Genomic DNA, 26,113 nt, shown 5'->3' with positions numbered 1-26,113 from the left:
ATCAGTTGCCGCGAGATTTGCGCATCTCGACTTCGTCTGTCTCAACTTGCGTGCGGCGGTCCGTTTCCACCTGGACGAGTCCTCGCAGCTCGGCCTCGTCGGCTTCCAGCTCGGAACGCAGAACCTCGATTTGAGCTAGCGTGCGCCGCCGCCGCTGCTCGATCAGATGCTGCGCCTTCTCGGCTTCGATCTCACGGAGCCGCTCCCGCCGTCGCTCCTCGGCTTCTGCCACGCGTCTCGCAGCCCCGGTCAACGCTTGGCCTTGGCCCGTGTAAGGCAGCAGAAGACGGATGCCATCTCCGCCCATCACGAACTCGCGCACTTGGTTGGAGTGACTGAGGCCACGCGCCTTGAGCAGGTAGAGTTCGCGATTGAACTCGCCGTTCGATTCCCTGTTGAGGAGAAGGATCCAGGCATCCATCAGCGAGGAAAGCCCCGACTCGGTCTCGATGACCGTCTGCCCGCTCTGGGTGAGATGGGTCAGAACGCCGGTGATGCCCTCCGACTTCAGGAAGTCTACGATGCGCAGCAGCATCGCGTGCACCTCCGTTCGGTTCCCGGTCTCTGTGAAGGCCGACAACGGATCGAGAACGAAGACGTCCGGGCGGAACGCCAGCGCTTCTCGCAACATAAGCGCAAGATGCATCTCAAGGCTGTAGAACGTCGGACGCGCCGCCACGTATCTCAGCTTGTCGGCGGCGATATGCGCTCCGAGGTCGACGCCCAGCGAGCGCATGTTGCGCACCGTCTGGTCCTGCGACTCCTCGAAGGAGAAATAAAGGGCCTTCTGCCCCGCCTTGCAGGCCGCGTCCACGAAGCTAGCCGCCAGCGACGATTTGCCCGAACCGGCCACGCCGGAAATGAGGATGCTGGACCCGCGGTGAAAGCCGCCACCGCCAACCATGGCATCGAGATCGGCGACGCCGGTGCTCACCCTCTCGTCGAACACTCGATGGTTGAGGCCGAGCGACGAGACCGGCAACACCGAGAAGCCGCCCTGGTCGATCAGGAAGGGGTACTCGTTGGTACCATGACTGGAGCCACGATATTTCACGATCCGGAGGCGTCGCGTCGATATCTGGTTCTGGACGCGGTGGTCGAGCAGAAGGACGCAGTCCGAAACGTATTCTTCCAGCCCTTGGCGGGTCAGAGCACCGTCCCCTCGCTCGCCGGTGATGACCGTCGTGAGGCCGCGATCCTTGAGCCAGTCGAACAGGCGGCGGATTTCCGCGCGCAGCACCGCCTGGTTCGTGAAGGCCGAGAAAAGACTCTCGATCGTGTCGAGCACCACCCGCTTGGCGCCGATGGAGTCGATGGCGAGCTCCAGGCGAAGGAACAACCCCTCGAGATCGAAGTCGCCGATTTCGGCCACCTCCGAAGGATCGACCGCGATGTGCTCGATGACGACCTTCTCCGCCTCGATCAACGCGTCCAGATCGAAACCGAGGGAGGCCACGTTCTCGATGATGTCGCTGGGGCGTTCCTCGAAACTGACGAAAACGCCGGGCTCGTCGAGTTCGCGCGCTCCGTGAACGAGGAAGGTCGCTGCGAACAGCGTCTTTCCGCAGCCCGCGGTGCCGCAAACGAGCGTCGGTCGTCCCTTTGGGAGGCCGCCGAGCGTGAGGTCATCGAAGCCGGAGATGCCGGTTGGGGACTTGGCGAGAGATTTCGTCGAAAGGCGACTGTCGGACATGTTCTACTCGTAAAGAGAAGCGAAACGAGGCGTGATTCCAGCTTCTTGAGGTAGGAGCCGCTCGCCAACGTGCAAACTGGTCTCAGCTTTAGCAGGCCTGTTGCTCGTCACAAAACGGTTTCGGGAAATGGAACGCTGATGTGGAGGCTGCGCTGACGGATGCTCCACGAACCGAGCGGTGTTAGCTATATTCAATAAATTAAATATGGTCGACCCTCAATCGGGTAGGCCGCTTCGCATAAAAAGGACAAGTGCGAAATCGCAGACTCATGGGCGTTCGCTCGGGCCCTTTTCCGAGGCTTGTCGCTGTTCGCACTGCTGCTTTCGAAGTTCCTCGTCGGCAGACGTTAGGAGCATGACAAGAACAGACGCTTCAAGAGCCTTCGCCGCCTCGATGAGGCGCGGCAGTTCAGCGCGGAGTGTCAAAGCCTTCTCGTTCATCGCCGCCTCCGAGATGATAGGAGGCGATGCCGCATCGCCTCCACCATACACCCTACAACTTATGCTCGTCCTTGAAGCCGGAAAAGAGGGTGCCGAGTCCTCGCTTGGCGGCCAAGCGATCGATTTCGTCGGGAGAAAGATACCCTTCTCCGAACCAGGGGTATTTCTCCTGATCGAATGACGCCTTGATCCAGTCGATGGCTTGCCGCATATGGCGAAACTCCACGATATCAGGATGATAGCAGAGCCAGATGTCCCGCTTGAGTGTGAACTCGCGGGCGACGTGATGCAACTTGTGAGTCACCAGCCGAGCGTAGGTCGGCAGGGCCGTCACGCCGGCTCCATGCGTCGCCGCCAACACCTGGGCCGAGGCCGTGTTGACCCGCAAGGCGACGAAGCTGCGGCTGTCGTCTTCCGGCAACTCGTCCTTGAGCGCTCCGCTCTGGATTTGTGGAGCGCTGATCTCGATGAAGCGGTGGCGGGGAATGTCCTGCGAGGTCTCGATGATGCCGTTGCGGGAGATGTAATCTCCGGAGGCGAAGAGAACGATGTGCAGCCAGCCGAGACGGACGACCTTCAAGTCTTCGTCAGCCGGTCGCTCGAGCTGGACAGCGATGTCCACTTCGAGCCCGGATACGTCCGGCATCCGCATCTCGTTGCGGAAATCGACCTGAATCCCGGGTGCGCGTTCGAACAGATCGACCAGGCGTGGAACCAGCCAAAAAGCACCGAGCCCCTCGGTGGCGCCTACCCGCACAGTCGCCCGAAGCCCGCGCTTGGAACGTGACGACAGGCGGGCGAGGGCGCGGGCTTGCTCCAGCATCGCCTGAGCGGTTTCCTCCACCTTGCGTCCTTCGTCGGTGAGTTCGACTCCCTTTGCCGACCGGGTCAGCAAGACGGCGTTGATCTTGTGCTCGAGCGTCTCGATTCGACGACGCAGCGCGTTGACGGACACGCCACTTTCCAGGGACGCCGCCCGGAAGCTGGAGAGTCGAGCGACCAGCAGGAATACGCGAACGTCATCCCAGTTGATGTCCAGCCCCGCCGCTCCGTCACCGTGTTCCATCTACCTCATCACCCCGCGTCAAAATCGGATGCACGGAACAGCCTCCGAATTGGCTACGCTTAAATTCAGATTGAAATGGGATTTGATCATTCAGGACGAGGGGAACGATGAATTCTCACGCTCGAAACTACGAACAAGCACCCAATTTCTATCCATCTCGCCACATTGATCGTATCGATTACTCGAAATATGGCCGAAACATTTCGGTCTTCAGTCCTTCCAGCGAAATTATTGCAGATCTGATGAGAAAAGCGACCCCTGAAATTCAGGGTGTGGCCAGTCTCGAAACGGTTATGCGCATTTACACGCGCAATCCCGACACCATCCTGGCCATCGGGCGCGGCCAGTGGCGCGAAAAGGCCGGCAATGGTCCTCTCGGGTTCGTGTGCCTCCTGCCATTGAACCAGGATGGCCTTGATGCGCTCTTCGATGGACGCATGGACACCGGGGCTCCCGCCGATCGCTTCATTGCTCGCCAGTGGGAGAAGCCTGTCGCCATCTACTTCTGGGGCATCTATATCTCGCCGGCGATCGCCGGCGGCATTTCGCTTGTCATGGAACGCCTGACATCCGACAAGTTTCGCGGTCTTCCGGTGTTTTGCAAGGCTGCCAACGACAAGGCCCGCCGCCTGTTCGAGAGCATCGGTTTCACGATGGGCGCCCGGCACGGCGAAGTCTACGCGCCCGGCGTCATGACCTGCCGTCGCCTCTCGGAGGCCGAGCGACACGGCGAGCTCGATGTGCCGGAGGCCCCGTACGACACCTGGCGTCCCGGCGCCGCAGGCACGACCGGCAGGCGCAACACAATCGGCATCACTGTCGTTCACGACGTCAACCAGCTCCTGATGGTCCATGCGATCCGGGCGGCAACCTATCTCGCAGAGCAGTCCATCCCCTTTTCGGAGGACGTCGACGGCAACGACCTCACCGCGACCCACCTGCTCGGCTTCGTTGGTGACGAGCCTGCCGGCTGCCTGCGCATTCGTTACTTTGCCGGGTTCGTGAAACTCGAGCGATTGGCCGTGCTGCCCCGCTTCCGCAAAAGCCGGATGGCCTTGAAGCTGGTAAGGGCGGGCATCGAGCTCTGTCGCACTAAGGGCTACACGCGCTTCTACGGCCAGACCGCGGCGAATGTCGCTCCCATCTGGCAGCACTTCGGTTTCGTCCTGCGCGAAGGCACGGGCATCAACTACCTGACCGAAGAAACCTACTACGAGGCCGACCTTGTGGTTCCACCAGCCGAGGACGTGTTGTCGCCGGACTCCGGCGCCGCCGTGCTTGTGCGGCCGGAGGGACAGTGGGATCGGCCCGGCATCCTGGAAAGAATATCGGGTGATCAATGAGTGCTAAATTCGACGAACCCATGGCAGGCGAGCAGGTCTATGCCGGCGATGTCCATCGTCCCATGAATATCCGGGCGATGATGACGATGATCGACTATCTGATGCCACAGGCACGGGAGGTGAGTGTGTCCGCTGCCCTCCTGCTCGGTCTTGCCAATGCCGAACTGTCGGGCCTGCTGGCGCTCCAGACGGACCCGGACGTCGTCGACCTCGACGAACATCGACGTCGCCACTGAACCGGTCGCGGCGTTCTCAGCTTTCCTGGCCGGTGCGCGACATCGAGACGACGAGGTCGAGAAGGTGGCGACGCACCATCGGGTCGTTGATGCCGAGGAAGGCGTTGTTGAGCTTGATGCCTTCAGAGCTCTTCACGAACTCGTCGAACTCGTCGGGCGCGGTAACCACCGTTCCGCTCGGTTCACTCGCCTTCAAAGCGTCGTAAGCTGCGGATTCGAAGAAATAGCCGATCGGTACGCCGAGATAGTTGGCGATCTCGAGAAGACGCCCGGCGCCCACGCGGGTGGCGCCTTTCTCGTATTTCTGGACTTGCTGGAATGTGACGCCGAGCGCTTGGCCGAGCTTCTCCTGCGAGATGCCCACAATCATGCGCCGCATGCGGATGCGAGCCCCAACGTGCACGTCGGCTGGGTTCGGGACTTTCTTCTTGGCGGTGTTAGGCTCCATTCATCGGCTCCCTACCAGCATCCGAGGCGCAGGGCTGGTCTGATTCACACGTTTGCCATTGCCGCGCGAGGCTCGCCGGGGCGCGACTATTCGTCATTGTTCTTTTACTTGGAATGGCGGCGAGTGCAAATGCGCGCAAACGCGACTTGGCTGCGCGGTTACTGTACTCTTCGAGGGCTTGTCGGAAATCTCGTAGTCGTTGCGGGAAGCGGAAGCCTGCACCCGGGAGGACCTTGTCGCAACGGTCCGGAATAGACGAAAGAATGCGCCCTAAAGGGGCGCATTCTTTCGTCCAGACGACCAGTATATCAGTCGAGCGAGGCGAGCAGTTCCTCTATCCCCACACTGGCAAAGCCCACCGCGCTGTCGGCAATGCCATAGGGAACGAAAAGCCGCCCGGCATGGGCCATCGCGCCGCACGTATAGACGACGTTCGGCACATAGCCCTCGCGCTCTGCATCGGACGGCGACAAGAGCGGCACGCGCGAACGGCCGAGCAAGCGCGCCGGGTCGTCCTTGTCGAGCAGCATGGCGCCGATTGCGTATTTCCGCATCGGACCAACGCCGTGGGTCAGCACGAGCCATCCCTCGTCAAGTTCTATGGGGGATCCGCAGTTCCCGATCTGGAGGAGTTCCCAGGGGTGGAGCGGGCCGGCAATCCGTTCGCCCTCACCCCACTCGAACAGGTTGTCCGATCGGATCAGGAACAGGTTCTCGTTGTCCTGCCGCCCCAGCATGGTGTAGCTGTCGCCGATCTTGCGCGGGAAGAGTGCCATGCCCTTGTTCCGGGCCGCCGGTCCCGACAGGGGTCTCAGCTCGAAGCGCCTGAAGTCTCGAGTAATGAGGAACTCCGAGGCGATCGACTGACCGCTGAACGCGGTGTAGGTCCCGTACCAGAGCGGCCCTTCGTCGGCATCGACGAAGTGAACGAGTCTGAGATCTTCGAGACCGTTTCGTTGCGCCGAGGTGACCGGCAACAGGACGGTCTCGTCGAGCGGCCCCTCACCCTCGCGGACGGCCCATACCCTTCCGTCCTCGCCAATCTCCGGACGGGAAGCGACGGCGAACGGGCTGTCCTCGGTGAGCCGCAGCTCGCCTTGGTCGGAAAGAACCCCCTCGCGGAACGTGATGGACGAGATGTGCCCTTCGCCGACGGCCCTCAGCGACAACAGGAAACGCACCTCGCCCGGCGCCAGGGCGGACTGATCGGGATGCCGGACGACGCTCGGGTTCATGAGGGCCGCCGCCTCGAATGAGTACTCGTGGCAGAAGTAGGCGCCGATCAGCAGCCGCTCCGCTTCTCGCAGCGGTTCGAGAATGCCCAGATGGGCGGCCATCCCCTCGTAGCGTTCCTCGAAGAAGTGCCGAACCTCGCGATGCCGGGTCTCGAAGTCAGCCATGACGAGCGACAGTTCGGCCTGGACCGTCCGGTTGTCCATGGCCTGGACGGTTTCGACGATCCGTCGCGCTCTCGCCTGCGAGGCGGGATTCAGTCCGCGGGGCTCTCCAGCCAGTTGGAAGTTGCGAATGACCACCCGGCTGGGGTCGGGATACAGGCGCTGGGGCAGCAGTTGCAGTGTCATTGGCCAGCCCTCGCGACCACCCGTTCAGAACGGCCGTGCGCGAGTCGTTGCAACTGCCTTATCGAGCGAACCGAAAACTGGAAGGCGAGAATGGACTCCGCTCCCTGATTGAGGTTGACGCGGTCGACCTGTAGGCCATCGTAACAGCCGCCGTTTGGCGTCGCGAGCCTGAGCCCCAGGTCGTTGCGACCGTTGAACCAGTCGAAAGCCGCTTCGGCGTAACGTTGCCAGCGGTCGTCGCCGGTGGCATCGAAGGCCGCGGTCGATGCCTCGATCATCGCCCAGGCATCGACCGGCTGCTGGTCGAAGGGAAGCGGGCGACTGTAGAGCCTGCCAAAGCTCTCGGTGCCCACGGGGCGGAAGTGGCCGTCGGTATCTGTCTGGAGTTCCGCCAGCCAATCAAGCGCGGCGATGCCGTCCCTGATCATGTCGTCCTTGTCCAGCCATTGACCGGCGCGGATCAGCGCTTCGGGCAGCCGGGCGTTATCGTAGGCCAGCACCGGCTCGAACCACAGCCAGTCGGGCCGGCGTTGCTCGCGCAGAAGGGCATGCAACTGGGCTGCGAACGTGTCGAGCAGGTGACGTGCCGGCCGATGTCCGGGGTAGACCGTCAGCCAGCCGATGAGGCCCAGCGTGGTGAAGGCGGTGGCGCGCGGACTGGAGAGGTGGGCGCTGGCCGGAATCACGCGGTCGGCGAGCCCGGTGGCCCAGAGCTTCAGTCCGTGATCGTCGGTGCTCGCGACCACGCGTCCGAGCGACCATACCGCTCGGCCGTGGCTGTCTTCCGATCCGGTGTCCTCCAGCCAGTTGCGCTGGTAGCCCATGAAATTGCGGAAGGCGGCGCGCCCCTCGTCCCAAGCCGAGTCCACGAAGGCGGCACAGGTATCGGCAATACGAGTGGCCCGCTCGGTCTCTATGCCCTCCGCTTTCAGCTCCACCGCCAGCATCATGGCGCGAGCGTTGTCGTCGAGGCAATAACCGTGTCGACGATCGGGAATGGTCGAACGGCTGTGCTGCAGCATGCCGCAGCCGTCCGTCATGCGGTCGACGGCGGCGAGCGTCGACACCAGCGGCGCCCGCCGGCCGATTCTGAGATTGCTGACAGGGGCCAGCGTCCGCCCGCCGGAGCGGGCTTCGGCCAGCAGGTCGAGATAGGCGCGCCCCACCACCGGCCAGATCATCTGCCGTCCGGCATCATAGGCAAAGGCGCGCAGGCGGTCACGGCGACCGTTGTCGGTCAGCAAGTCGCCAATGGTCGAGGCGAGCGCCTTGGGATCGCCGAACGGCACCAGAGCGCCGACGTCATCGGCCAGCAACTCGCGGGCGTGCCAGTAGGGCGTGGATACCACGGCTTTGCCGAGGCCCACCGCGTAGGACAGCGTGCCGGAGGTGATCTGCGCCTCGTTGAGATAGGGCGTCACGTAGATGTCGGCTGCCGAAAGCCAGTCCTTCAACACCGGGGCATCGACATACTCGTTGACGAACATCAGGTGATCGGTCACGCCGAGCGCATCCGCCTGGGCTTGCAGCTTCTCGCGATACGCTTCGCCCTCGCGGGCGACGAGGTGTGGATGCGTGGCGCCAAGCACGACATAGACGAGATCGGGGTGTGTTCGGGCCAGATCGGGAAGGGCATCGATCATGTTCTCGATGCCCTTGTTGGGCGACAGGAGGCCAAAGGTCAAAGCCACCTTGCGGCCATCGAGACCGAAGTTGTGTTTCTGGAATGCCGGGTCGAGGAAGGGGACGTCGGGAATGCCGTGCGGAATGACGGCAATCTTCTCTTCCGGGAAGCTCCAGTCGCGGGTGAGAATGGTGCGCCCCATCTCCGTCATCACCACCAGCCGGGCCGAGTGCTCGGCGAGATGCTCCATCACGCGCCGCTGATCGGGGGTCGGATCGACCAGCACCGTGTGAAGCGTCGTCACGATCGGAGCGCGCAGGCGCTCGGTCAGCTTGAGGAGATACTCGCCCGCCTGACCGCCGAAAATGCCGAACTCGTGCTGGATCGACACCGCGTCCGGATTGAGAGCGTTGATATGGTCGGCCGCCGCCGCATAGTCGTCCGCCTCGTGCTGGCTGATCTCGTAGCCGACAGCCGGTGGATAGGCATGGTTCTGCCCCTCGTCGGTCACGGCGACCGTGCTGATCTTGAGATCGCCATCGGTCGTGGCCAGCGCCTCGCGCAAGTCGGCGGTGAACGTGGCTATGCCGCACTTGCGAGGCGGAAAGTTCCCGATCAGGGCAACATGACCTACGGGCGGAGTGAGATTGTCGCGGTTCATCGGCAAGTCTCCCGAATTCGGAATTTCGTCCACGATTGGGCGTGGACCGACGTGGAAACGTTGAGAAGAACTGGGCTAGGACATAGCCTGTTCTATTGCGTCTTGGTCAGCATCGACTCGGCACCCAAGCAGACTAAGGTGGTTAATAATGCGTAAGTCTTTGTAATAAACGGGAAACGCGTAACATCATTCCCAAGATGGTGAAGATCAATGCAACTTTCAAGTGATCGGAGACTGAGGGGCGCCACGCTTCGCCGCATTGACGTCTGGCTGGATTCCCGCACTCCGGGCTTATACACCAAACGTCGACAGGCCTCGTTCGGTTCCGGTCAAGGATCACATTTCAAAGCACTTGTTTACGCGTCTGATCCGCGGCGGCCCGAAGGCCAAATGGCGCTCGGCGCCTGATCCGGTCTCGCCATGATAGACCCAATTTCCTTCACGGCGGGAACTAAATGGGCTGTGTACCGAAGTGGCCTGTCTTCCACACGCCGGCGGACGTTTTCTCTGCTTCAAGCAAGTCGTCGAAAGCGAATGACCTCGCAAAAACTAACGATTGGGAAACCGTCGACGCCTAAAGTACGGTGGTGAAACATATGTGCTTACAGAAATAATTTTCGATATAAACATTCCCAAATTGCGACAGTCCATCCGGTGGCAATGGCCGTCGGAGGAAGATGGCCGAGTGGGGAAGCGAGGGTAGGTATCGGTTCGGGCTCGCGGGCGCGTGGCCGGCCGGAATGGGAGGAAGGATCATGAAGCGTGCAGAAGCGCTCGCCAAGCAGTCGGTCAGTCGAAAAATCGGCGCGAGCCTGATATTGCTGGCCCTCATGGCGGCCGTCGTGGGCGCCGCTGGAGCGTTCGGTCTTGGTCGCCTGGGGCTTGCCATCGACCTGACCTCTCGGTCGTCCGTCGCCGTTGCCGAGGTGGGCGCCGCGGTCGACGCCGTCAATCGCTTCATCGTCACACGGGCCCCTGAGGCGGCGGAGAACGCGGGTGGTTTGCTGGACCGGGTCAACACCGATGTGGCCGCTCTCGGTGAGGCGGACGATCCGTCGCTGAAATCGGCAAGCGCCGCGATCGGCGCCTTCCGGCAGTCGATCGATTCGCTGGTCCAGGCATCGGCGGATACCGCTACCGCCTGGAGCAACGCCGACAAGTCCGTTTCCGCCCTCAGATGGGTCGCGCACAAGCTTCAGACGGATGCGAAGATGAAGTCGCAGGAAATGGAGCAACTTGCCGCGGCCGAGCAGGCGAAGGTGCGCGAGGCTTCGGAGTTCCTGGCGCTGGCCTATCAGGGGCAGGTATTGGCCGTCAGGGCGCGGACATCGCTGGTCCGCTTCGTGTCGAGCCGCAACACGAACGACGTAACCGCCGCAAAAGAGGCGATCGATCAGGCCAAGGCCGCCATCGGCAGCATCTACAACTTTGCCAGCTCGGATGCCATTGGCGACCAGATGCGCCTGGCGTCGAAGTCGATCAACGAGCTTGCCAAGATCATGGGCTCGATGGCCAGGGCGACCGATGCCACCGAAATCGAGGGGCTGCGACTGCAAGCCGATTCCGGCATTGACACCTTCGTCAAGGGAACCGAGGCCGTCGTCGCGGCTGCCCGCGACCTTGGCAAGGCAGCGGAGGCCGCGGCCCAGAAGGCCGGCGAGGATCGGACCAAGGCGAATACCACCTTCGACCAGGGCATCTCTCTCAGCTACACGGCCGACAGCCTCACCATCCAGACGGCCGGCTACAAGCTTGAGCCGACCGCCGAGAACGAAGCCAGCGTCCAGTCAATGCTCGCCACGGCTGTCGAGACGGGCAAGGCCGTCGCTGACAGCGGGCTCGCCGACCCCTCGGCCGACATCGAGAGCTTCGGAAAGGCGTTCGCCGATCTTGTGGCGGGCACCAAGGCTTTCGCCGCCGCCCGCGAGGCATCTGTGCAGAACGCCGCTGCCGCGGTAGCGGCCATCCGCTCGGTCAGCGACCAGCACGCCGCTTCGGCGGCGGACAGCCGCACATCCTCCTATGCTCTCATGGCGGCAATCACCGCCGCCACGTTGCTGCTGGCGCTTGCGGTGAGCATCGGCATGTCGAGGCTCGTATCGCGGCCGATCGTCTCGCTGACCCAGGCCATGGCGCGCCTTGCCAAGGGCGACACCGACGTCGATCTTGGCAACAGCAACCGGCGTGACGAGATCGGCGACATGCTGCGGGCGGTGCAGGTGTTCAGGGATAACGCCATCGAACGTCATCGCCTCGCCTCGGAAGCAGAGGCCGAGCAGCGGAAGCGAAGCGCTCGGCAGGAGGCGATCGAAAGCCTTATCCAGGGTTTCCGCCAGGAGATCGCCGCCATGCTGACCTCCGTCTCCGGCAACGCCGACCAGATGGAGGAAACGGCGCACGCGCTTGCCTCGATCGCCGAACAGGCCAGTTCGCGCGCGACCAGCGCTGCCGAGGCGTCCGGGGATGCATCGGTTGGCGTTCAGACCGTGGCGGCGGCGGCCGAGGAGTTGTCCGCGTCCATTGCCGAAATCGCACGCCAGACGGAAAACGCCACGCAGGTGGCGCGCCGTGCCTCGGAGGAGGCGCGGCGCACCGACGCGACCATCGGCAGTCTGGCCGAGGCTGCGGAGCGGATCGGCAACGTGGTGACGCTGATCAAGGCGATTGCCGAGCAGACCAATCTTCTGGCCCTCAATGCCACCATCGAGGCGGCGCGCGCGGGCGAAGCGGGCAAGGGGTTCGCCGTGGTCGCCTCGGAGGTCAAGAACCTCGCCGGCCAGACGGCCAACGCCACCGAGGAGATCGCCACCCAGATCGCGGCCATCCAGGTGTCCACCGCCGAGGCGGTGACCGCCATCCGCTCGATTTCCGACATCATGGTCGACGTCGACCGAACCACCATGATCATTTCGAGCGCCGTCACCGAGCAGGGAACGGCGACATCGGAAATTTCGAGCAATGCCCAGAGGGCCGCGGAGGGAACCCGCGCGGCAACCGAGGAAACGCAGGCGCTGACCCGGGTGGTGGGGGAAACCTCGCAATCCGCGTCGGCGGTTTCGGCCGCGTCCAACGACATGAACGAACAGGCGGGCCGTCTCAGAGACGCCGTCGAAGGCTTCATAAACCGTGTGATGGCTGCATAGGAAGAAGGGCGCTGGTCGGCGGATGGCACGAAAGCCATCGCGTTGGCCCCATAACTGCGACCTCCAAAGAAGACTGAAAGCCGCCCCTTTGTCGGGCGGCTTTCGCATTTCAGTGGTCCTCGGCGGGCACCGGGCAAACCGTGCCAAAAGAAAAAAAGGCCGGCCCCGGGGGAGGGCCGGCCAGCGCCGGAGGAGAGGCGCCAGAAAGGGCGAGGCTGGTGGAGGTAACCGCCTCGCCTTGGTTGTCAACTGCGGGTCAGAGTGCCGTCCCAGGTGCTGACCGCCTTTTTGGCGTCTTCCTCGGAGAACCAGACGGAGGTGACAGACTTGGTCTCGGTGAAGAAGGCGACACCATCCTTGCCGAGCGTGTGCAGATCGCCAAAGAACGACTGCTTGTGGCCCGAGAAGGGGAAGATGGAGAAGGGCACGGGAATGCCGACGTTGATGCCGACCATGCCGCCGTCGGTCCGCTTGGCAAACTCGCGGGCGTGCCGGCCCGACGTCGTGTAGATGCAGGAGCCGTTGGCGAAGCGGTTGGCGTTCATGATCGCCAGGCCTTCCTCGAAGTCCTTGACGCGCTTGATCGACGTCACTGGTCCGAAGATCTCTTCCTCGCCGACATAGGTGCCGGGTTTGACGTGATCGAGGATGGTCGGCCCGACGAAGTAACCGTCCTCGTAGCCGGGCACCTTGACGCCGCGACCGTCGAGCACCAGCGTCGCGCCTTCATCGACACCACGCTGAATGGCCTTTTCGATCGACTCCTTCTGGCCGGCCGAGATGACCGGGCCGAGCTGCGAACCGGCAATGTAGGCGGGGCCGATCTTGAGCTCCTGGGCAAGCTTCTTGAACAGCGCCACGAATTCGTCGGCGATGCTCTCCTGAACGCAGACGACCGGCAGGGCCATGCAGCGCTGGCCGGCGCATCCGTAGGTCGAGTTGATGATGCCGCGCACGGTGCGCTCAAGCACGCAATCCTCAAGGACGAGGGCGTGGTTCTTGGCTTCCGTCAGCGCCTGGACGCGCTTGCCGTTGGCGGCGGCGGTCTTGTAGATGTGCAGGCCCACCGAGGTCGAGCCGACGAAGGCGACGCCCTTGATGGCCGGGTTGACCAGGAGGCTGTCCGCCTCGACGCGCGAGCAGGTGACGAGGTTGACAACGCCCTTGGGCAGGCCGGCCTCGATCAACAGTTCGAGCATGCGGCTCGCCGTCTGCGGCACCATCGACGCGGCCTTGAGCACCACGGTGTTGCCGGTGGTGATCGCAAACGGGATCATCCAGCCCATGGGGATCATGGCGGGGAAGTTATAAGGCGCGATGGCGGCGAACACGCCGAGCGGCTCGCGGAAGGACACGGTGTCGTAGCCGGTCGAGACATTCATGCAGGTGTCGCCCTGCATCAGGTAGTGCGTCGAGCAGGCGCACTCGACCACTTCGATCGCCTTGAGAACGTCGCCCTTGGCTTCCGACAGGACCTTGCCGTTCTCGGTGGCCAGCAGTTCGGTGAGTTCGTCGAGATGGGCGTCCAGCAACTGCTTGAAACGGAACATCAGCTGGATGCGTGTCGGGATCGGGGTGTCGCGCCAGGCCGGGAAGGCGCGCGCCGCAGCCTCGACGGCCGAATCCACTTCCTCCTGCGTGCAGCAGGGGGCCTCGGCGATCTGCTTGCCGGTCGAGGGGTCCATCACCGGCATGTATTTGCTGGTCTTCGATTCCCGCCACTCGTTGTCGACGAGGTACCTGAGACGCTCGACCTTGCCGAACTGGTGCTTCAGGATTTCCATGTTCATGATCTTCTCCGTAGTGCTTGTCTCAGGATATCGGTCGCCTTGAAGCCGTTGCTTGGGCGACGGGAACTCTTGCCGATCTGCTCAGCGTGAAGCGGTCGGGGCACCAAGCCCGGTAAACAGCCACTCGTGCGCCGGTTCGTTGTGGAACTTCCAGATGCGCTTGGGGCCGGCCATGACGTTGAGGTAGTAGTTGTCGTAGCCGTGGATGGTCGCGACCGGGTGGTAACCCTTCGGCACCATGACTACGTCGCCATCCTCGAGCAGCACCACCTCGTCCAGGCTGCGGTCGTCGGTATAGACGCGCTGGAAGCCGTAACCCTGCGGCGGGTTGAAGCGGTGGTAGTAGGTTTCCTCCAGATGACTCTCGGCCGGAATGTCGTCCTGGTCGTGCTTGTGCGGCGGGTAGCTGGAGGTGTTGCCGCCCGGCGTGATCACCTCGACCACGAGAAGCGAGTTGGCGGACCCATCGTTCTCCGGCATGATGTTGGTGACGAGCCGGGTGTTGGAGCCCTTGCCGCGCGTGATCTGCTCATGCGTGCCCGGCGGGATCAGCTTCGCCGGAAAGCCGGCTGCGCCGGGCGCCGAGCAGACGGCAACCTCGGCATTCGTGGTGGCGGTCAGTTCGTACCGGCCGCCGACCGGCACGTAGGCTGCCCAGGGGGCGCCGTCGAACGGGCTCATCCGCTCGCCGATCTCGCCCTGGTCCTTGCCGTCGATGGCAAGCCGAGCCTTGCCTGACACCAGCACCAGGCAGACTTCCCGTTGCCCCGTTTCGGCCGCAAGGCCCTGGCCGGCGGTCAGGCGATGGAGGGCAAACCCGACATAGGACCAGCCGGCGCTCGCGGGCGTCACTTCGCTGACCAGGCCTTGGTCGGCCTTCGGCCGGACCCGCAGATGGGAGTTGGACATGGCTTTCTCCTTCTCGGCAGTGGCGTCAGTCGAAGATGCGCTGGAGGCGCTTGGCGGCTTCGTAGGCCTCGCGCGCACCGGCAACCTGCTTGCGCGGCGACGTCTCGGGCACGGCCACGTCCCACCAGTGTCCGCCGGCATCGGTGGTGACCAGTGGGTCCGTGTCGATGACGATCACCGTGGAACGATCGGCCGTCTTGGCCTTCGCCAGTTCGGTTTCAAGCTCGGAAATCGACGACACCTTGACGGCGATGGCTCCCATGCTCTCGGCATGGGCGCGGAAGTCGATGTCCGGCTGGGCCTGCATGGCGCAGTCCTGCCAGAGGTTGTTGAAGTTGGCGCCGCCAGTGGCCATCTGCAGCCGGTTGATGCAGCCGAAGCCGTGGTTGTCGAGCAGGACGACCGTCAGCTTCTGGCCGAGGCTGACCGATGTGGCGAGCTCGGAGTTCATCATCATGTAGGAGCCGTCGCCGACCATGACGACGACTTCCTTGTCGGGGTTGGCCATCTTGACGCCGATGCCGCCGGCGATCTCGTAGCCCATGCAGGAGAAACCGTATTCCAGGTGGTAACTGCCGGGAACGGTGGGCACCCACAGCTTGTCGAGCTCGCCGGGCAATCCGCCAGCGGCGCAGACGACCACCGTTTCGGGCCCGCCGAGTGTCCGCGCCACCGCGCCGATCACCTGCGCGTCCGACGGTTTCTCGACGTTGGTCGACGCCAGCGCCTTGTCGGCGTCTTCGAGCCATTTGGCCTTCTCGACGGCAGCGCGTTCGGCAACGCGCGGCGCCTTCCATGCACCGAGGCCCTGTGACAACAGCCCGAGACCGACCTTGGCGTCCGCCACCAGCGGCGCGGCGTTGTGCTTGGTGGTGTCGTAGCTGGCGACGTTGAGAGCGACGATCTTGAGTTCGCCGCTCTTGAACAGCGCCCACGAGCCGGTGGTGAAGTCCTGGAAGCGGGTGCCGATGGCCAACACCAGATCGGCGTCGGCGGCGAGCGCATTGGCCGCCGAGGTGCCGGTGACGCCGACGGCGCCGAGGGCGAGCGGATGCGTCTCGTCGATCGAGGACTTGCCCGCCTGCGTGACGGCGACTGGAATGCTGTGCTTTTCGGCGAAGGCAACCAGCTCGGCGGAGGCTTCGGAGTAGAGCACGCCGCCGCCGGCGATGATCATCGGGTTCTTCGCCGCCTTGAGGAGGCCGATGGCGGTGGCGAGTTCGTTCTCGTCGGGCCGGATGCGACGCGGGGTCCAAACCTTCTCCTCGAACAGGCTTTCGGGCCAGTCATAGGCTTCGGCCTGGACGTCCTGGCACATGGAAAGCGTCACCGGACCGCATTCGGCCGGATCGGTCAGCACGTGCATGGTCCGCTGCAAGGCGAGGATCAACTGCTCCGGCCGCTGGATGCGGTCGAAATAGCGCGACACGGTCCGGAAGCAGTCGTTGGCCGACACGGTGCCGTCCTGGAAGTCTTCCACCTGCTGCAGCACCGGGTCGGGCCGGCGGTTGGCGAACACGTCGCCCGGCAGCAGAAGAAGGGGCAGGCGGTTGACGTGAGCGACGGCCGCCGCCGTGATCATGTTGAGCGCGCCGGGACCGATCGAGGTGGTGCAGGCCATGAAACGACGGCGGAACGACGCCTTGGCGAAGGCGATCGCCGACAGGGCCATCGCCTGTTCGTTGTGGGCACGGAGCGTCGGGAACGTGTCGCGCACCTGATAGAGCGCCTCGCCCAGCCCGGCCACGTTGCCGTGACCGAAGATCGCCCAGCAGCCGGCGAAGATCGGCAGCTTCTCCCCGTCGATGATGGTCTTCTGGTTGACGAGGAACCGCACCGTCGCCTGCGCCACCGTCAATCGCACTGTCTTGCCTGCCATGTCATCCTCCCGAAGTGGGCGCCGTCGTCGTAGCGGTCGGCCCCTTCTCGCTTTTCTTTCAACCTTGTCGATCAAGCCGCCCGCGAGCTGCCCAGCGACAGCCAGACGTCGACCAGGGCGCCGAACTTCTCCGCCATGTCGGCAATGGCCGCCTCGTCGTCGATCTCGCCGTTGAGCCAGCGCTTGGCGGCGTCGGCGAAGATGGTGCGGCCGACGGCGAAACCCTTGACGCAGGGCGCTGTCCTTGCGGCCGCAAAGCCCTGCTTCAGCGTTTCGATCGGCGCCTCCAGCCCCAAGAGTACCACGCCCCGGCAATAGGGATCATTGCTCCTGATCACGTGGTCGATCGCCTGCCAGGCCTTCTCCGAGGCCTGGGGCTCCAGCTTCCACCAGTCCGGCCTGAGGCCGGCGGCATAGAGTTCCGTCAAGGCCTTGGCCGCCGTGTCGTCTCCGAGTGGTCCCGCCTTGGAGGCGATGATCTCGATCAGGATTTCACGACCGACCTTGCGCGCCGCCTCATAGGCGGTGAGGAGCTTGGCGGTCTGCTCGGCCTTGAGGTCGGCGGGATCGTCGGGATGATAGAAGCACAGCACCTTGATGCAGTGTTCGAGCGGCCATTCGATCAGTCGACTGCCGAGATCCTGGCTGAACTCGAACTTCAGCGGACGCGAACCGGGCAGCTCGATCGGCTTGGCGACCCAAAGCCCCTTGCCGGCCCCGGCGGCGAACAGCGCCTTGTGGCCATATTTGTCGTCGAGCAGCATGCCGAAACCGGGGCGTCCGGCAGCAACGCGCCGCGCCGCCTTCACCGCGAGCACCTTGAAGTCGGGGACGCGCTTAAGTGTCGCCGCATCCTGCGCCAGGTCTTCCACCTGGCTGCGATGGTCGAGGGCAAGCGCCATCAGCGTCGGATAATCGCCCCGACGGGTCGTCGCCCAGTGGATGTGGTTGAGAGACGGATCCTTGCGGAGCGCCCGCTCGCTGCTGCCGTGGGCGAGGAAATGGCTGAGTTCCTCCCAGGTCGGGTATTCCGGAGAACAGAGGAGGCGCGACACGGCGAAGGCGCCGCAGGCGTTGGCCCAGGTGGCGCAGGTGGCGAGCGGCTCGCCCTTCAGCCAGCCCCTCAGGAAGCCCGACATGAAGGCATCGCCGGCCCCGAGGACGTTGAAGACCTCGATCGGGAAGCCCTTGCCGACGATGCCGGCTTCAAGGTCGTCCGAGATCGGGCCGTCGTAGACGATGCAACCCATGGCGCCGCGCTTCAGCACGATGGTGGCCGCGGCGTTGATCGACCGGATCAGCTTCAGCGATGCCAGCACGCTGTCGGCGCCGGTGGCGATCATGATCTCTTCCTCGGTGCCGACGATCAGGTCGCAATCGGCGAGGACCGTGCGCAGGAGACCGGAGACGCGGTCGGACTTGACATAGCGCTCGAAGCCCGCGTCGTGACCGGCAAGCCCCCAGAGGTTCGGCCGGTAGTCGATGTCGATCACCACCTTGGCGCCATGCTTCTTGGCAAGCGCGATCGCCTTGCGCTGTGCGGCCTCGGAATGCGGACGCGAGAAATGGGTGCCGGTGACGACGATCGAGCGGCTTCTGGCGATCAGGGCCTCGTCGACGTCGTCCTCGCAAAGCGCCATGTCGGCGCAGTCGGAACGATAGAAGATCATGGGCGACACGCCCTCGTCCTCCACCGCCAGCAGCACCAGGGCCGTCAGGCGCTCCTTGTCGACGACGATGCCGGAGGTGTCCACCGTTTCACGGCCGAGCTGCTCGAGGATGAAACGCCCCATCTGCTCGTTGCCGACTCGCGTCACCAGGGCCGACCTCAGACCGAGGCGAGCGGTTCCGACGGAGATGTTGGCAGGGCAGCCGCCGACCGACTTCGCGAAGCTGCCGATATCCTCAAGGCGAGTGCCGATCTGCTGGCCGTAGAGGTCGACCGAGGCTCGGCCGATCGCGATGAGGTCGAGTGTCTTGGCCGCGCTGGGGGTGTCTGTCATTTTTTCCTCGCAGGGCTTTTCGTCGTTACGCTGTATCGCGCCGTTGCAATAAGAATATACGTTCCGATCAAAAACGTCGATGAAATTATTGTTCTACTACCAACGTAGTATCCCGGAAGGGACCGCCTCCCAGGCGTCGTGCTTGGTCGCGCTGGTCAGTTCCACTGTTTTCTCTCGGCAACCGCCACGCAAAGCGCCAAAGCGAGCACCATGGAGGCCGAGAGCGGCCGAAAGCCGCCATAGTCTGCTTCGACGACTTCGAACCAAACGTTCGAAATCGCGGCAATGGGTGAGAATGGCGAATCCGTCAGCGAAACCAGCGGGACGCCCCGCTCCCTGAGAACTCTGGCCTGTGCGACGGTTTCCGATGCATAGGGTGAGAAACTGACGGCGAGGGCGGCATCATCGGGGCCGGCAAACCGCAGCAGATCGCCGTCGGTCCCCATCGGCGAGCTTGCCAGTTCGCAGCGCAATCCGAGCTTGGCGAACGAGTAGGCCATGTAGCTGACGATCGGGAATGAGCGGCGGCGCGCCAGGAGGTAGATGGTCTTGCCATCGGCAAGTATGGATGCCGCCGACGAGAACTTCTCATGGTCGACGGACTGGAATGCGTTTTCCATCGATCGGCGTCCCGCCGCGAAAAAGCCCTCCAGCGTCTTGCCGGCCTCGTCGTCCGGATCGACGCCGTGGTTCAGCGACTGAAGACGTTCCTCATACTCGGAACTGCGCTCGCGCATCCGGTCGCGAAACAGGCGCTGCATCTCCACAAAGCCGTCGAAGCCGAAGTGCTGGGCAAAGCGGATGATGGCCGACGGCGGAACGCCGACGTGCTTCGCAATCGAGGAGACAGTCCCGAAGGCAACCTCATCCGGGCTGGCAAGGGCGAAGGTGGCGATTTGAAGGAGGCGTTTGGGCAGTGTCTTCTGCCGCCGAACGATTTCTTCCTTCAGTGGCTGATAGCCGGTGAGCACTGCCCGTGCGGACAGGAGGCTGCCCGACTGCTCTGAGAGACTGGGCATGCAAGATCACTTTGCGGCGTCATTGCCAGGGTGCGAGCTTGTCGCCCAAGCCCGGCTGAAGGCATCGGGCGCAACTTGTCGGGTCGAGCTGCGGTAAGGCGGCCGGCGATTGTCACCGGCCGCCACCGTTTCAGTAGGCGATTTCGACCTGCCGGCCTTCTTTCAGCGACTTCACCGCCGCGTCGGCCATGGCGAGGGCCTTGAGGCCATCCTCGCCCGACGGATGCATCGGCTTGCCGGCTTCGAGCGCCTTGATGAAGGCGGCGATCTCGTTGGCATAGGCCTGCGTGTATCGCGTCATGAAGAAATCGAGCAGCGGTTCGCGAAGATACCCCTCGGCGTTCGCCACCTCGACGGTGGTGGCGCGCAGGTTCTCGGCGTGCACCATGCCTTTCGAGCCATGCACCTCGATGCGCTGGTCGTAGCCGTAGGTGGCGCGGCGCGAGTTGGAGATCTGGGCGATCTTGCCGGACTTGGTGGTGAGGATGACCGAGCCGCTGTCGATGTCGCCGGCCTTGCCGATTTCCGGGTCTACCAGGCTCGAGCCGACGGCAAACACCTTGACCGGGTCCTCGCCGAGCAGGAAGGCCGCCATGTCGAAGTCGTGGATCGTCATGTCGCGGAACATGCCGCCCGAGCGCGCCACGTAGGTGGCCGGTGGCGGGGAGGGATCACGCGAGGTGATGGACACCATTTCCACCGTTCCGATCTGGCCGGCGTCGATGCGCGCCCTCGCTTCCATGAAGTTGGGGTCGAAGCGCCGGTTGAAGCCGATCATCAACGCCGCTTTTTCCTTGGCGACCGTGTCAAGGCAACGGCGCACGCGATCAACGTCGAGATCGATCGGCTTCTCGCAGAAGATCGCCTTCTTGGCGCGGGCGGCCTGCTCGATCATGTCGGCATGCATGTCCGTCGGCGTCGTGATCAGCACGGCGTCGATGTCCTTGGCGTTCATGATCTCGTCGATCGTCCGAACCTCGGCTCCCGACGATTTCGATATGAAGGCCGCCGCCTCGGGCAAGGCATCGGCCACGGCGACAAGCTTCGCCCCCGGCGTGGCGGCAACCGCGCCAGCGTGCACCTTGCCGATGCGCCCGGCGCCAAGCAGTCCAAATCTCAGCGTCATGATAGAGCTTTCTCCCTCGACAGTTTCCGCCGGGCCATCTCGTGTGCCCCGCCGGCTGATTGTGTCTGCCCGCCGCGCCAAAAGGTGAAATGCGTCACACCCCCTCGGGCGGGTCGTAGCAAGCCTGTTCCAGCGTCCTCTTCGCCGAGTTTGGCACTATGTGTAGTGGATGATATGGAACAGTCGTTTTTCAATATGGAATTTAAGTTCCATATCGTCGGATCGTCAAGGCCTTCTCTGCGCAATCGCCCCTTCGAGAACTTCCGGATCATTACCATTTGGTCGAATGCTCGAGACCAAAGAGGGGCGACGATCGTGGTGGCTCTGAAGGGTGATGTGCATGGTATCTTTTATTATCAACGGCTTGAGGCTTGTTCGCCTCTATCCGGCGGCTTGACGGGTGCGTCGCCTGCTGGCGAAGGATGGGCAGGCGAGGGGCGTCGTGTGGTGTAGGTTGCCGAATTGCCCGGCCGCTTCTTTGCCGATGCCAACAAAAGCCGGATGGGTTAACATCGGCTGGAACGATGGAATACGGTTGAAACGTCCAATTCGATTGGAGTGGAGTGGGGATGAGCGAAGACAACGAGTCGATGGATTTCGAGGACGCCGATGGCGTCGGAGCGCCGCCGCAGGAGTTTCGCGCCCTGCGCGACGTCATCGTTGAGCGCCGTGACAAGCTGCCGCGCCGCTTGGCGCAGGTTGCCGCCTATGCCGTTGAGTCGCCTGATGAGATCGCATTCGGCACGGTGGCGAGCATAGCGTCCGCCGCCAAGGTACAGCCTTCGACGCTCGTTCGCTTCGCCAAGGCAATGGGTTACAAGGGTTTTTCAGAGCTGCAGGTGGTATTCCAGGAGCGGCTGCGAGACCGCCCGACCAATTATGACGAGCGTCTCGATGCGTTCTCCACCCACTCCTCCGGGCGGCCTGTCACTGCGGCCATGCTGGACGGATTTGGCAAGGCGGCGATCCGCTCGGTCGAGCGCGTCTGCGAACGGATCGACCCCGCCGTCATGGACAAGGCCGCTCGCATTCTCGCCGACGCCGAAACCATCTATCTGCTTGCCCAGCGCCGTTCCTATCCCATCACCTCGTACATGGCCTATGCCTTCGGAAAGCTGGGGATTCGCACCGTGCTGGTGGGCTCACCGCTCGGCATCGATCGTGAGATCCTGAACTTCGCCGGTCCCCGCGACGCCGCTTTCGCCATCAGCTTCACCCCCTATGCTTCCGGGACGGTCGACCACATGCGGCAGGTCGCCTTGCAGGGTGTGCCCCTCGTGGTGATCACCGACAGTCCGTTCAGTCCGCTGGTGCCGGAGAACGGAGCCTGGTTCGAGATCGTCGAGGCCGATTTCGAGGGGTTCAGGTCGCTAGCGGCGACGTTGACCGTCGCCACGGCGCTGACGGTGTCGGTGGCAGACCTTCGTCGTGGTCGTGATAAACGGAATTTACATACCGAATGAAATGAAATAGGGAATAATCAGATCAGAAATTGATGCGCCATTGGGCGTGATCGCCGTCATGGGCCGAGCTGCTCGTCGATCCCTGGCTCAGGGTCGGATCTTGCCTAGGTCGATGAAAATTCGCTCTTGCAACGGAGCGAGGGCGGAATGCGTGTTCCATGGCGTCGCCGGCCGAAGAGGATGGTCCGCGCGATATCCTGACGTCCGGTCCGTACGAAGCGTTTGGCAAGCAACAGCCCGGTCGGCGACAGGACCGAACCGGTGAGGCTACTGGGAGAGAAGACATGATTCGCATTGGGGCCAATCCCATCTGCTGGTCGAACGATGATCTGTGGGAGATCGGTGGTGACATTCCCGTCGAGCAATGCCTGACCGAAGCGCGCGAGGCCGGTATCGAAGGCATGGAGAAGGGGCACAAGCTGCCCGAGGACGGGCCGGCGCTCAAGAAGCTCCTTGCCGACTATGGCATGGTCTTCGTCTCGGGCTGGTATTCCACCTTCCTGCTTGAGCGCGACGCCGACGCGGAGTTTGCCGCGGCCCAGAACGAGCTGAAGTGGCGCAAGGAGGCGGGCGCGGAGGTTCTCATCGTTTGCGAGTGCACGCGCACCGTTCACGGCACCAAGTCGGCGCCGCTTTCGAGCCGGCCGGTACTCACCGATGCTGAGTGGGCCGTCTTCCTGTCGCGCATGACCCGCTTTGCCGAACTGGTGAAGGGCTACGGCCTTCAGGTCGTCTACCACCACCACATGGGCACGGTCGTGCAGACGCCGGAGGAAGTCGATCGCTTCATGGCTGGGACAGGCCCGGCGGTGAAACTCCTCCTCGACACCGGACACATGACCTGGGGCGGTGGTGACGCTGTGGCCATGGCGCGCAAGTATGCCGATCGCATCGGACATGTTCACACCAAGGACGTCCGTGAGCCGATCGCCAAGAAGGCGCTGGCCGAAGGCTGGTCGTTCCTCGATGCCGTTCTTGAGGGCGTCTATACGGTGCCGGGTGATGGAGCGATCGATTTCACGGGCGTGTTCAAGGCCTTGCCGAACTACTCGGGCTGGGTCGTGCTTGAGGCCGAGCAGGATCCCGAGAAGGCCAATCCCAAGAAGTACGTCAACATGGGCATCACCAACCTGAAGCGTTTCCTGGCGGAAGCCGGACTTCGCTGACCACGCTATCCCAGCGCGGAACTGGCCCTCTGAAGCTCGTCTTCAGAGGGCTTTTTGTTGGTCCGCGAATGTTGCTCGATGCCATCGGTGCAACGGCCATGAACAAGGGCCCGGAGATGTGGTCTCCGGGCCCGCTTGAGAAGGGCGGGGTTGTTTCGGCTCGGTCGGTGCCCGTCAGCCCACGCGCAGCGCCTCGCGCATGGCGCAGGCAAGCCGCGTCGCCTCCCGGGCGTCGGCGATGCTGCTCGGCGTGGGGCTGCCGGTCCGAACGGCGTCGACGAAGGCGCGCGCCTCGTGCAGGAAGGCGTCGCCGAACCGCTCGAAGAAATCGACCTGGCCTTCGATCTGACGATTCCCGCCGACTTCCAGCGCGATCGGCCGGCGCGGTGCGTTGCGGCCGATATCGAGGCCCGCCCGGGTTCCGGTGATGGTCATTGTTGCTTCATAGCCGCGATGCGACGTCCGGGAGACGTGGAAGGTGGCGACCTGTCCGCCCTTGAAGGTCACGGTGGCAAAGCCGTTGTCCACGTCACCGCAGTCGCCCAGCGCCGGATACATGACGCGGCTGCCGGCGGCGCTCACCGACGAAACCTCGACCCCATCCAGCATCCAGCGGACAAGATCGATGTCGTGGATGCAGCAGTCGAGGAAGATGCCGCCGGACGTCGGCGCGAAGCGGACGAAGAAACCGTCCGGATCGACCGGGTCCTCCGACCGGCAGCCGATGGAGAAGACGTCGCCGAGTTCCCCTTTGGCGATCATGCGCTTGGCTTCGGCATAGGCGGGATCGAACCGGCGCATGAAGCCGATCATCACCAACTGGTCGGGGTGCTGTTCGGCAACGGCGACGACCCGGTCGCAGTCGGCGGTCTCCAGGGCGATCGGCTTCTCGCAAAAGACGTGCTTGCCCGCCTTGAGGCTGGCGATCGTCTGTTCGGCATGCAGCGAGGTCGGGGTCACCAGCCAGACGGCGTCGAGCCCGGGGTGGGCGAGCAGTTCGGTCAGGCCGGGATAGGTCGCAATGCCGGGAAGCGTGGCCTCGGCCCAGGCGCGCTCTTCGGCGATCGGGCTTGCGGCCGCCACGAGAGAGGCGCCGGGAACGCGAAGGGCCAGGTTTTCGGCGTGGCGACGGCCTAGCCGGCCGAGACCCACAATACCGATGCGGACGGAAGCGGACATGAGGACCTACCTAGAGATCTGCGCCGGGCCGGTCTTCAAGACGCCGGCGCCGTCGGCGCAATGGTTTGTTGGAGTGACAGAAAAACGATTCATAACTGGCGTCGAAAAGTCGGCCGATCGGCTCGCCCCACCGAAGTGGCGGGGCTGCGAGTGACCGGCCGTCCGCTTTCACAGGCGATGCGGCCGGATCCGACCGCGGCTCGTGAAAGTGACGAGGCAGCGGAGCCGCCTCGCCATATTTGCTCTCAACACTCTCCTGAAGTGGCGAGGATCACTTGATCGAGGCGCGGAAGTCCAGGAGTTCCTGGGCGTTTTCCTTGGTGATCAAGGTGGCGCCGGAGTCAATGCGCTTGTCGATGGTCTTGCCGGCGATGATTTCCAGCGCCTTCTCGACGCCAAGGCGACCCATGTCGTAGTTGCCCTGGGCGATGGAGCCGTAGAGGTCGCCGGCCAGCATGGCCTTGAGGTTGTCGGTGTTGGCGTCGACGCCGATGATCGGAACTTCCTTGCCGCTCTGCTTGAGGGCGCGCAGGGCGCCGAGCGCCTCTTCGTCGTTACCGGCGAACACGCCGGCGATATCGGGCGTCGACTGCAGGACGTTCTGCGTCACCGTGTAGGCCTTTTCGCGGTCCGAGTAGGCCGGCTGACGCGCGGCGATCTCGATACCGGCGGCTTCCAGAACTTCCTTGGCGCCATCGCAACGCTGGGTCATGCTCGGGTTGCCCGGCGCGCCATCGAGCAGAAGCACCTTGTCGCCCTTCTTGAGCACTTTCAGAAGAGCTTCGCCACCCGCCTTGCCGGCGGCGACATTGTCGGTGCCGATGAACGACGCATAGTCGGTGAACTTCTCGGGCATGCCGGTGTCGACCAGCAGGACGGGGATGCCGGCCTTGCGAACCTTGGTGATGACGTTGACGGCGGTGTCGGGCTGCGACGGGGAGAAGATCAGGGCATCGGGCTTCTGGGCGAGAACGTCCTGAACCATGTTGATCTGCTGTTCGACGGCGTCTTCGGTCGGCGGGCCGAGCACGATGAGGTCGACGTTGTTCTTGTCGGCGGCGGCCTGGGCGCCGGCGGCGACGATCTTCCAGTACTGGCTCGACAGCGTCTTGAGGACGACGGCGATCTTCACCTTCTCGGCGGCGGCGGCCGGGGCGCTGAAGGCGGTGAGGCCCGGCAGCGCAGCGACGGCGAAGGCACCGGCCATCAGGGCGGCGACGAAAGTTCTCCGGTTCATGTTCTCACTCCCATTACGACTGGTTTGGTTCCGAGACCTCGCGTCTCCTCGTAGCGAGGCCTCGTTACGTCCGGTCCGGCGAGGCGCGCGGACCCATGTCGTGG

General features: G+C 63.6%; 19 protein-coding genes. 5 read left to right on the top strand and 14 right to left on the bottom strand.

Features of this window, described 5'->3' with window-relative positions; genetic code table 11:
* Position 1: 1 nt before the first annotated feature.
* The 3 genes from kaiC to M4J39_RS06335 form a co-directional block, all read right to left on the bottom strand.
* Positions 2–1,693, bottom strand: a complete 1,692-nt coding sequence (kaiC, locus tag M4J39_RS06345; RefSeq protein WP_251726982.1) for a circadian clock protein KaiC — start codon at positions 1,691–1,693, stop codon at positions 2–4.
* A gap of 267 nt (positions 1,694–1,960) precedes the next feature.
* The gene (locus M4J39_RS06340; RefSeq protein ID WP_251726981.1) at positions 1,961–2,134 is read right to left on the bottom strand and encodes a hypothetical protein; all 174 of its coding nucleotides are present in this window, start codon (positions 2,132–2,134) and stop codon (positions 1,961–1,963) included.
* Positions 2,135–2,186: 52 nt separating this feature from the next.
* Complete coding sequence (locus tag M4J39_RS06335; protein ID WP_251726980.1) at positions 2,187–3,200, bottom strand: LysR family transcriptional regulator; 1,014 nt, start codon at positions 3,198–3,200, stop codon at positions 2,187–2,189.
* A 107-nt stretch (positions 3,201–3,307) separates the two neighbouring features.
* Here M4J39_RS06335 and M4J39_RS06330 point away from each other — a divergent pair, with 107 nt between their 5' ends.
* Together M4J39_RS06330 and M4J39_RS06325 are read left to right on the top strand one after the other, a co-directional pair.
* Positions 3,308–4,543 (top strand): GNAT family N-acetyltransferase, encoded by a 1,236-nt coding sequence (locus M4J39_RS06330; RefSeq protein ID WP_251726979.1) that lies wholly within the window; start codon positions 3,308–3,310, stop codon positions 4,541–4,543.
* A complete protein-coding gene (locus tag M4J39_RS06325; RefSeq protein ID WP_251726978.1) occupies positions 4,540–4,779 on the top strand; it encodes a hypothetical protein in 240 nt (79 codons plus the stop codon). Before M4J39_RS06330 ends, M4J39_RS06325 begins: the two co-directional genes overlap by 4 nt.
* Positions 4,780–4,795: 16 nt before the next feature.
* Here M4J39_RS06325 and M4J39_RS06320 read toward each other — a convergent pair whose 3' ends face one another.
* The 3 genes from M4J39_RS06320 to M4J39_RS06310 form a co-directional block, all read right to left on the bottom strand.
* Positions 4,796–5,227, bottom strand: coding sequence for a helix-turn-helix domain-containing protein (locus tag M4J39_RS06320; protein WP_251726977.1), 432 nt, complete (start codon positions 5,225–5,227; stop codon positions 4,796–4,798).
* Positions 5,228–5,535: 308 nt separating this feature from the next.
* Entirely contained in the window at positions 5,536–6,810 is a 1,275-nt protein-coding gene (locus M4J39_RS06315; protein ID WP_251726976.1) for a glycoside hydrolase family 130 protein, read from the bottom strand.
* A complete protein-coding gene (locus M4J39_RS06310) occupies positions 6,807–9,095 on the bottom strand; it encodes a glycosyltransferase family 4 protein (RefSeq protein ID WP_251726975.1) in 2,289 nt (762 codons plus the stop codon). The genes M4J39_RS06315 and M4J39_RS06310 overlap by 4 nt, the downstream gene beginning before the upstream one ends.
* A gap of 755 nt (positions 9,096–9,850) precedes the next feature.
* Between M4J39_RS06310 and M4J39_RS06305 the strand changes: the two genes are divergently transcribed.
* Positions 9,851–12,238, top strand: a complete 2,388-nt coding sequence (locus M4J39_RS06305; RefSeq protein WP_251726974.1) for a methyl-accepting chemotaxis protein — start codon at positions 9,851–9,853, stop codon at positions 12,236–12,238.
* A 245-nt stretch (positions 12,239–12,483) separates the two neighbouring features.
* On the opposite strand, the gene M4J39_RS06300 is transcribed toward M4J39_RS06305, so the two are convergent.
* From M4J39_RS06300 to iolG, 6 genes are all read right to left on the bottom strand, one after another.
* Positions 12,484–14,028 carry a CoA-acylating methylmalonate-semialdehyde dehydrogenase gene (locus M4J39_RS06300; protein WP_251726973.1) on the bottom strand — a complete coding sequence of 515 codons (1,545 nt, stop codon included), beginning with the start codon at positions 14,026–14,028 and terminating at the stop codon, positions 12,484–12,486.
* Positions 14,029–14,109: 81 nt separating this feature from the next.
* On the bottom strand, positions 14,110–14,937 hold the full coding sequence (gene iolB / locus M4J39_RS06295; RefSeq protein WP_251726972.1) for a 5-deoxy-glucuronate isomerase: 828 nt from the start codon (positions 14,935–14,937) through the stop codon (positions 14,110–14,112).
* A gap of 25 nt (positions 14,938–14,962) precedes the next feature.
* On the bottom strand, positions 14,963–16,816 hold the full coding sequence (gene iolD / locus M4J39_RS06290) for a 3D-(3,5/4)-trihydroxycyclohexane-1,2-dione acylhydrolase (decyclizing) (RefSeq protein WP_251726971.1): 1,854 nt from the start codon (positions 16,814–16,816) through the stop codon (positions 14,963–14,965).
* A gap of 71 nt (positions 16,817–16,887) precedes the next feature.
* The gene (gene iolC, locus M4J39_RS06285) at positions 16,888–18,819 is read right to left on the bottom strand and encodes a 5-dehydro-2-deoxygluconokinase (protein WP_251726970.1); all 1,932 of its coding nucleotides are present in this window, start codon (positions 18,817–18,819) and stop codon (positions 16,888–16,890) included.
* A gap of 155 nt (positions 18,820–18,974) precedes the next feature.
* Positions 18,975–19,838, bottom strand: a complete 864-nt coding sequence (locus M4J39_RS06280; protein ID WP_251726969.1) for a MurR/RpiR family transcriptional regulator — start codon at positions 19,836–19,838, stop codon at positions 18,975–18,977.
* Between the two features lie 130 nt (positions 19,839–19,968).
* Positions 19,969–20,964: an inositol 2-dehydrogenase gene (gene iolG, locus M4J39_RS06275; RefSeq protein ID WP_251726968.1), complete on the bottom strand. Its 996-nt coding sequence runs from the start codon at positions 20,962–20,964 to the stop codon at positions 19,969–19,971.
* A 569-nt stretch (positions 20,965–21,533) separates the two neighbouring features.
* Between iolG and M4J39_RS06270 the strand changes: the two genes are divergently transcribed.
* Positions 21,534–22,427: a MurR/RpiR family transcriptional regulator gene (locus M4J39_RS06270; protein WP_251726967.1), complete on the top strand. Its 894-nt coding sequence runs from the start codon at positions 21,534–21,536 to the stop codon at positions 22,425–22,427.
* A 284-nt stretch (positions 22,428–22,711) separates the two neighbouring features.
* Entirely contained in the window at positions 22,712–23,593 is an 882-nt protein-coding gene (gene iolE / locus M4J39_RS06265; protein WP_251726966.1) for a myo-inosose-2 dehydratase, read from the top strand.
* Between the two features lie 174 nt (positions 23,594–23,767).
* Here iolE and M4J39_RS06260 read toward each other — a convergent pair whose 3' ends face one another.
* Both M4J39_RS06260 and M4J39_RS06255 read right to left on the bottom strand, forming a co-directional pair.
* Positions 23,768–24,772, bottom strand: a complete 1,005-nt coding sequence (locus tag M4J39_RS06260; protein ID WP_251726965.1) for a Gfo/Idh/MocA family oxidoreductase — start codon at positions 24,770–24,772, stop codon at positions 23,768–23,770.
* 271 nt (positions 24,773–25,043) lie between these two features.
* Complete coding sequence (locus M4J39_RS06255; RefSeq protein ID WP_251726964.1) at positions 25,044–26,009, bottom strand: sugar ABC transporter substrate-binding protein; 966 nt, start codon at positions 26,007–26,009, stop codon at positions 25,044–25,046.
* Positions 26,010–26,113: the final 104 nt, after the last annotated feature.

Source organism: Pleomorphomonas sp. NRK KF1 (genome assembly GCF_023721755.1).
GTDB lineage: Bacteria > Pseudomonadota > Alphaproteobacteria > Rhizobiales > Pleomorphomonadaceae > Pleomorphomonas.
Note: the sequence above shows the minus strand (reverse complement) of the source record. Positions and strands in the feature narration are given on the sequence as shown.

Coding starts and splice junctions, on each gene's coding strand:
- kaiC (WP_251726982.1), bottom strand. CDS start 1,693: ATGTCCGACAGTCGCCTTTCGACGAAATCTCTCGCCAAGTCCCCAACC.
- M4J39_RS06340 (WP_251726981.1), bottom strand. CDS start 2,134: ATGAACGAGAAGGCTTTGACACTCCGCGCTGAACTGCCGCGCCTCATC.
- M4J39_RS06335 (WP_251726980.1), bottom strand. CDS start 3,200: ATGGAACACGGTGACGGAGCGGCGGGGCTGGACATCAACTGGGATGAC.
- M4J39_RS06330 (WP_251726979.1), top strand. CDS start 3,308: ATGAATTCTCACGCTCGAAACTACGAACAAGCACCCAATTTCTATCCA.
- M4J39_RS06325 (WP_251726978.1), top strand. CDS start 4,540: ATGAGTGCTAAATTCGACGAACCCATGGCAGGCGAGCAGGTCTATGCC.
- M4J39_RS06320 (WP_251726977.1), bottom strand. CDS start 5,227: ATGGAGCCTAACACCGCCAAGAAGAAAGTCCCGAACCCAGCCGACGTG.
- M4J39_RS06315 (WP_251726976.1), bottom strand. CDS start 6,810: ATGACACTGCAACTGCTGCCCCAGCGCCTGTATCCCGACCCCAGCCGG.
- M4J39_RS06310 (WP_251726975.1), bottom strand. CDS start 9,095: ATGAACCGCGACAATCTCACTCCGCCCGTAGGTCATGTTGCCCTGATC.
- M4J39_RS06305 (WP_251726974.1), top strand. CDS start 9,851: ATGAAGCGTGCAGAAGCGCTCGCCAAGCAGTCGGTCAGTCGAAAAATC.
- M4J39_RS06300 (WP_251726973.1), bottom strand. CDS start 14,028: ATGAACATGGAAATCCTGAAGCACCAGTTCGGCAAGGTCGAGCGTCTC.
- iolB (WP_251726972.1), bottom strand. CDS start 14,937: ATGTCCAACTCCCATCTGCGGGTCCGGCCGAAGGCCGACCAAGGCCTG.
- iolD (WP_251726971.1), bottom strand. CDS start 16,816: ATGGCAGGCAAGACAGTGCGATTGACGGTGGCGCAGGCGACGGTGCGG.
- iolC (WP_251726970.1), bottom strand. CDS start 18,819: ATGACAGACACCCCCAGCGCGGCCAAGACACTCGACCTCATCGCGATC.
- M4J39_RS06280 (WP_251726969.1), bottom strand. CDS start 19,838: ATGCCCAGTCTCTCAGAGCAGTCGGGCAGCCTCCTGTCCGCACGGGCA.
- iolG (WP_251726968.1), bottom strand. CDS start 20,964: ATGACGCTGAGATTTGGACTGCTTGGCGCCGGGCGCATCGGCAAGGTG.
- M4J39_RS06270 (WP_251726967.1), top strand. CDS start 21,534: ATGAGCGAAGACAACGAGTCGATGGATTTCGAGGACGCCGATGGCGTC.
- iolE (WP_251726966.1), top strand. CDS start 22,712: ATGATTCGCATTGGGGCCAATCCCATCTGCTGGTCGAACGATGATCTG.
- M4J39_RS06260 (WP_251726965.1), bottom strand. CDS start 24,772: ATGTCCGCTTCCGTCCGCATCGGTATTGTGGGTCTCGGCCGGCTAGGC.
- M4J39_RS06255 (WP_251726964.1), bottom strand. CDS start 26,009: ATGAACCGGAGAACTTTCGTCGCCGCCCTGATGGCCGGTGCCTTCGCC.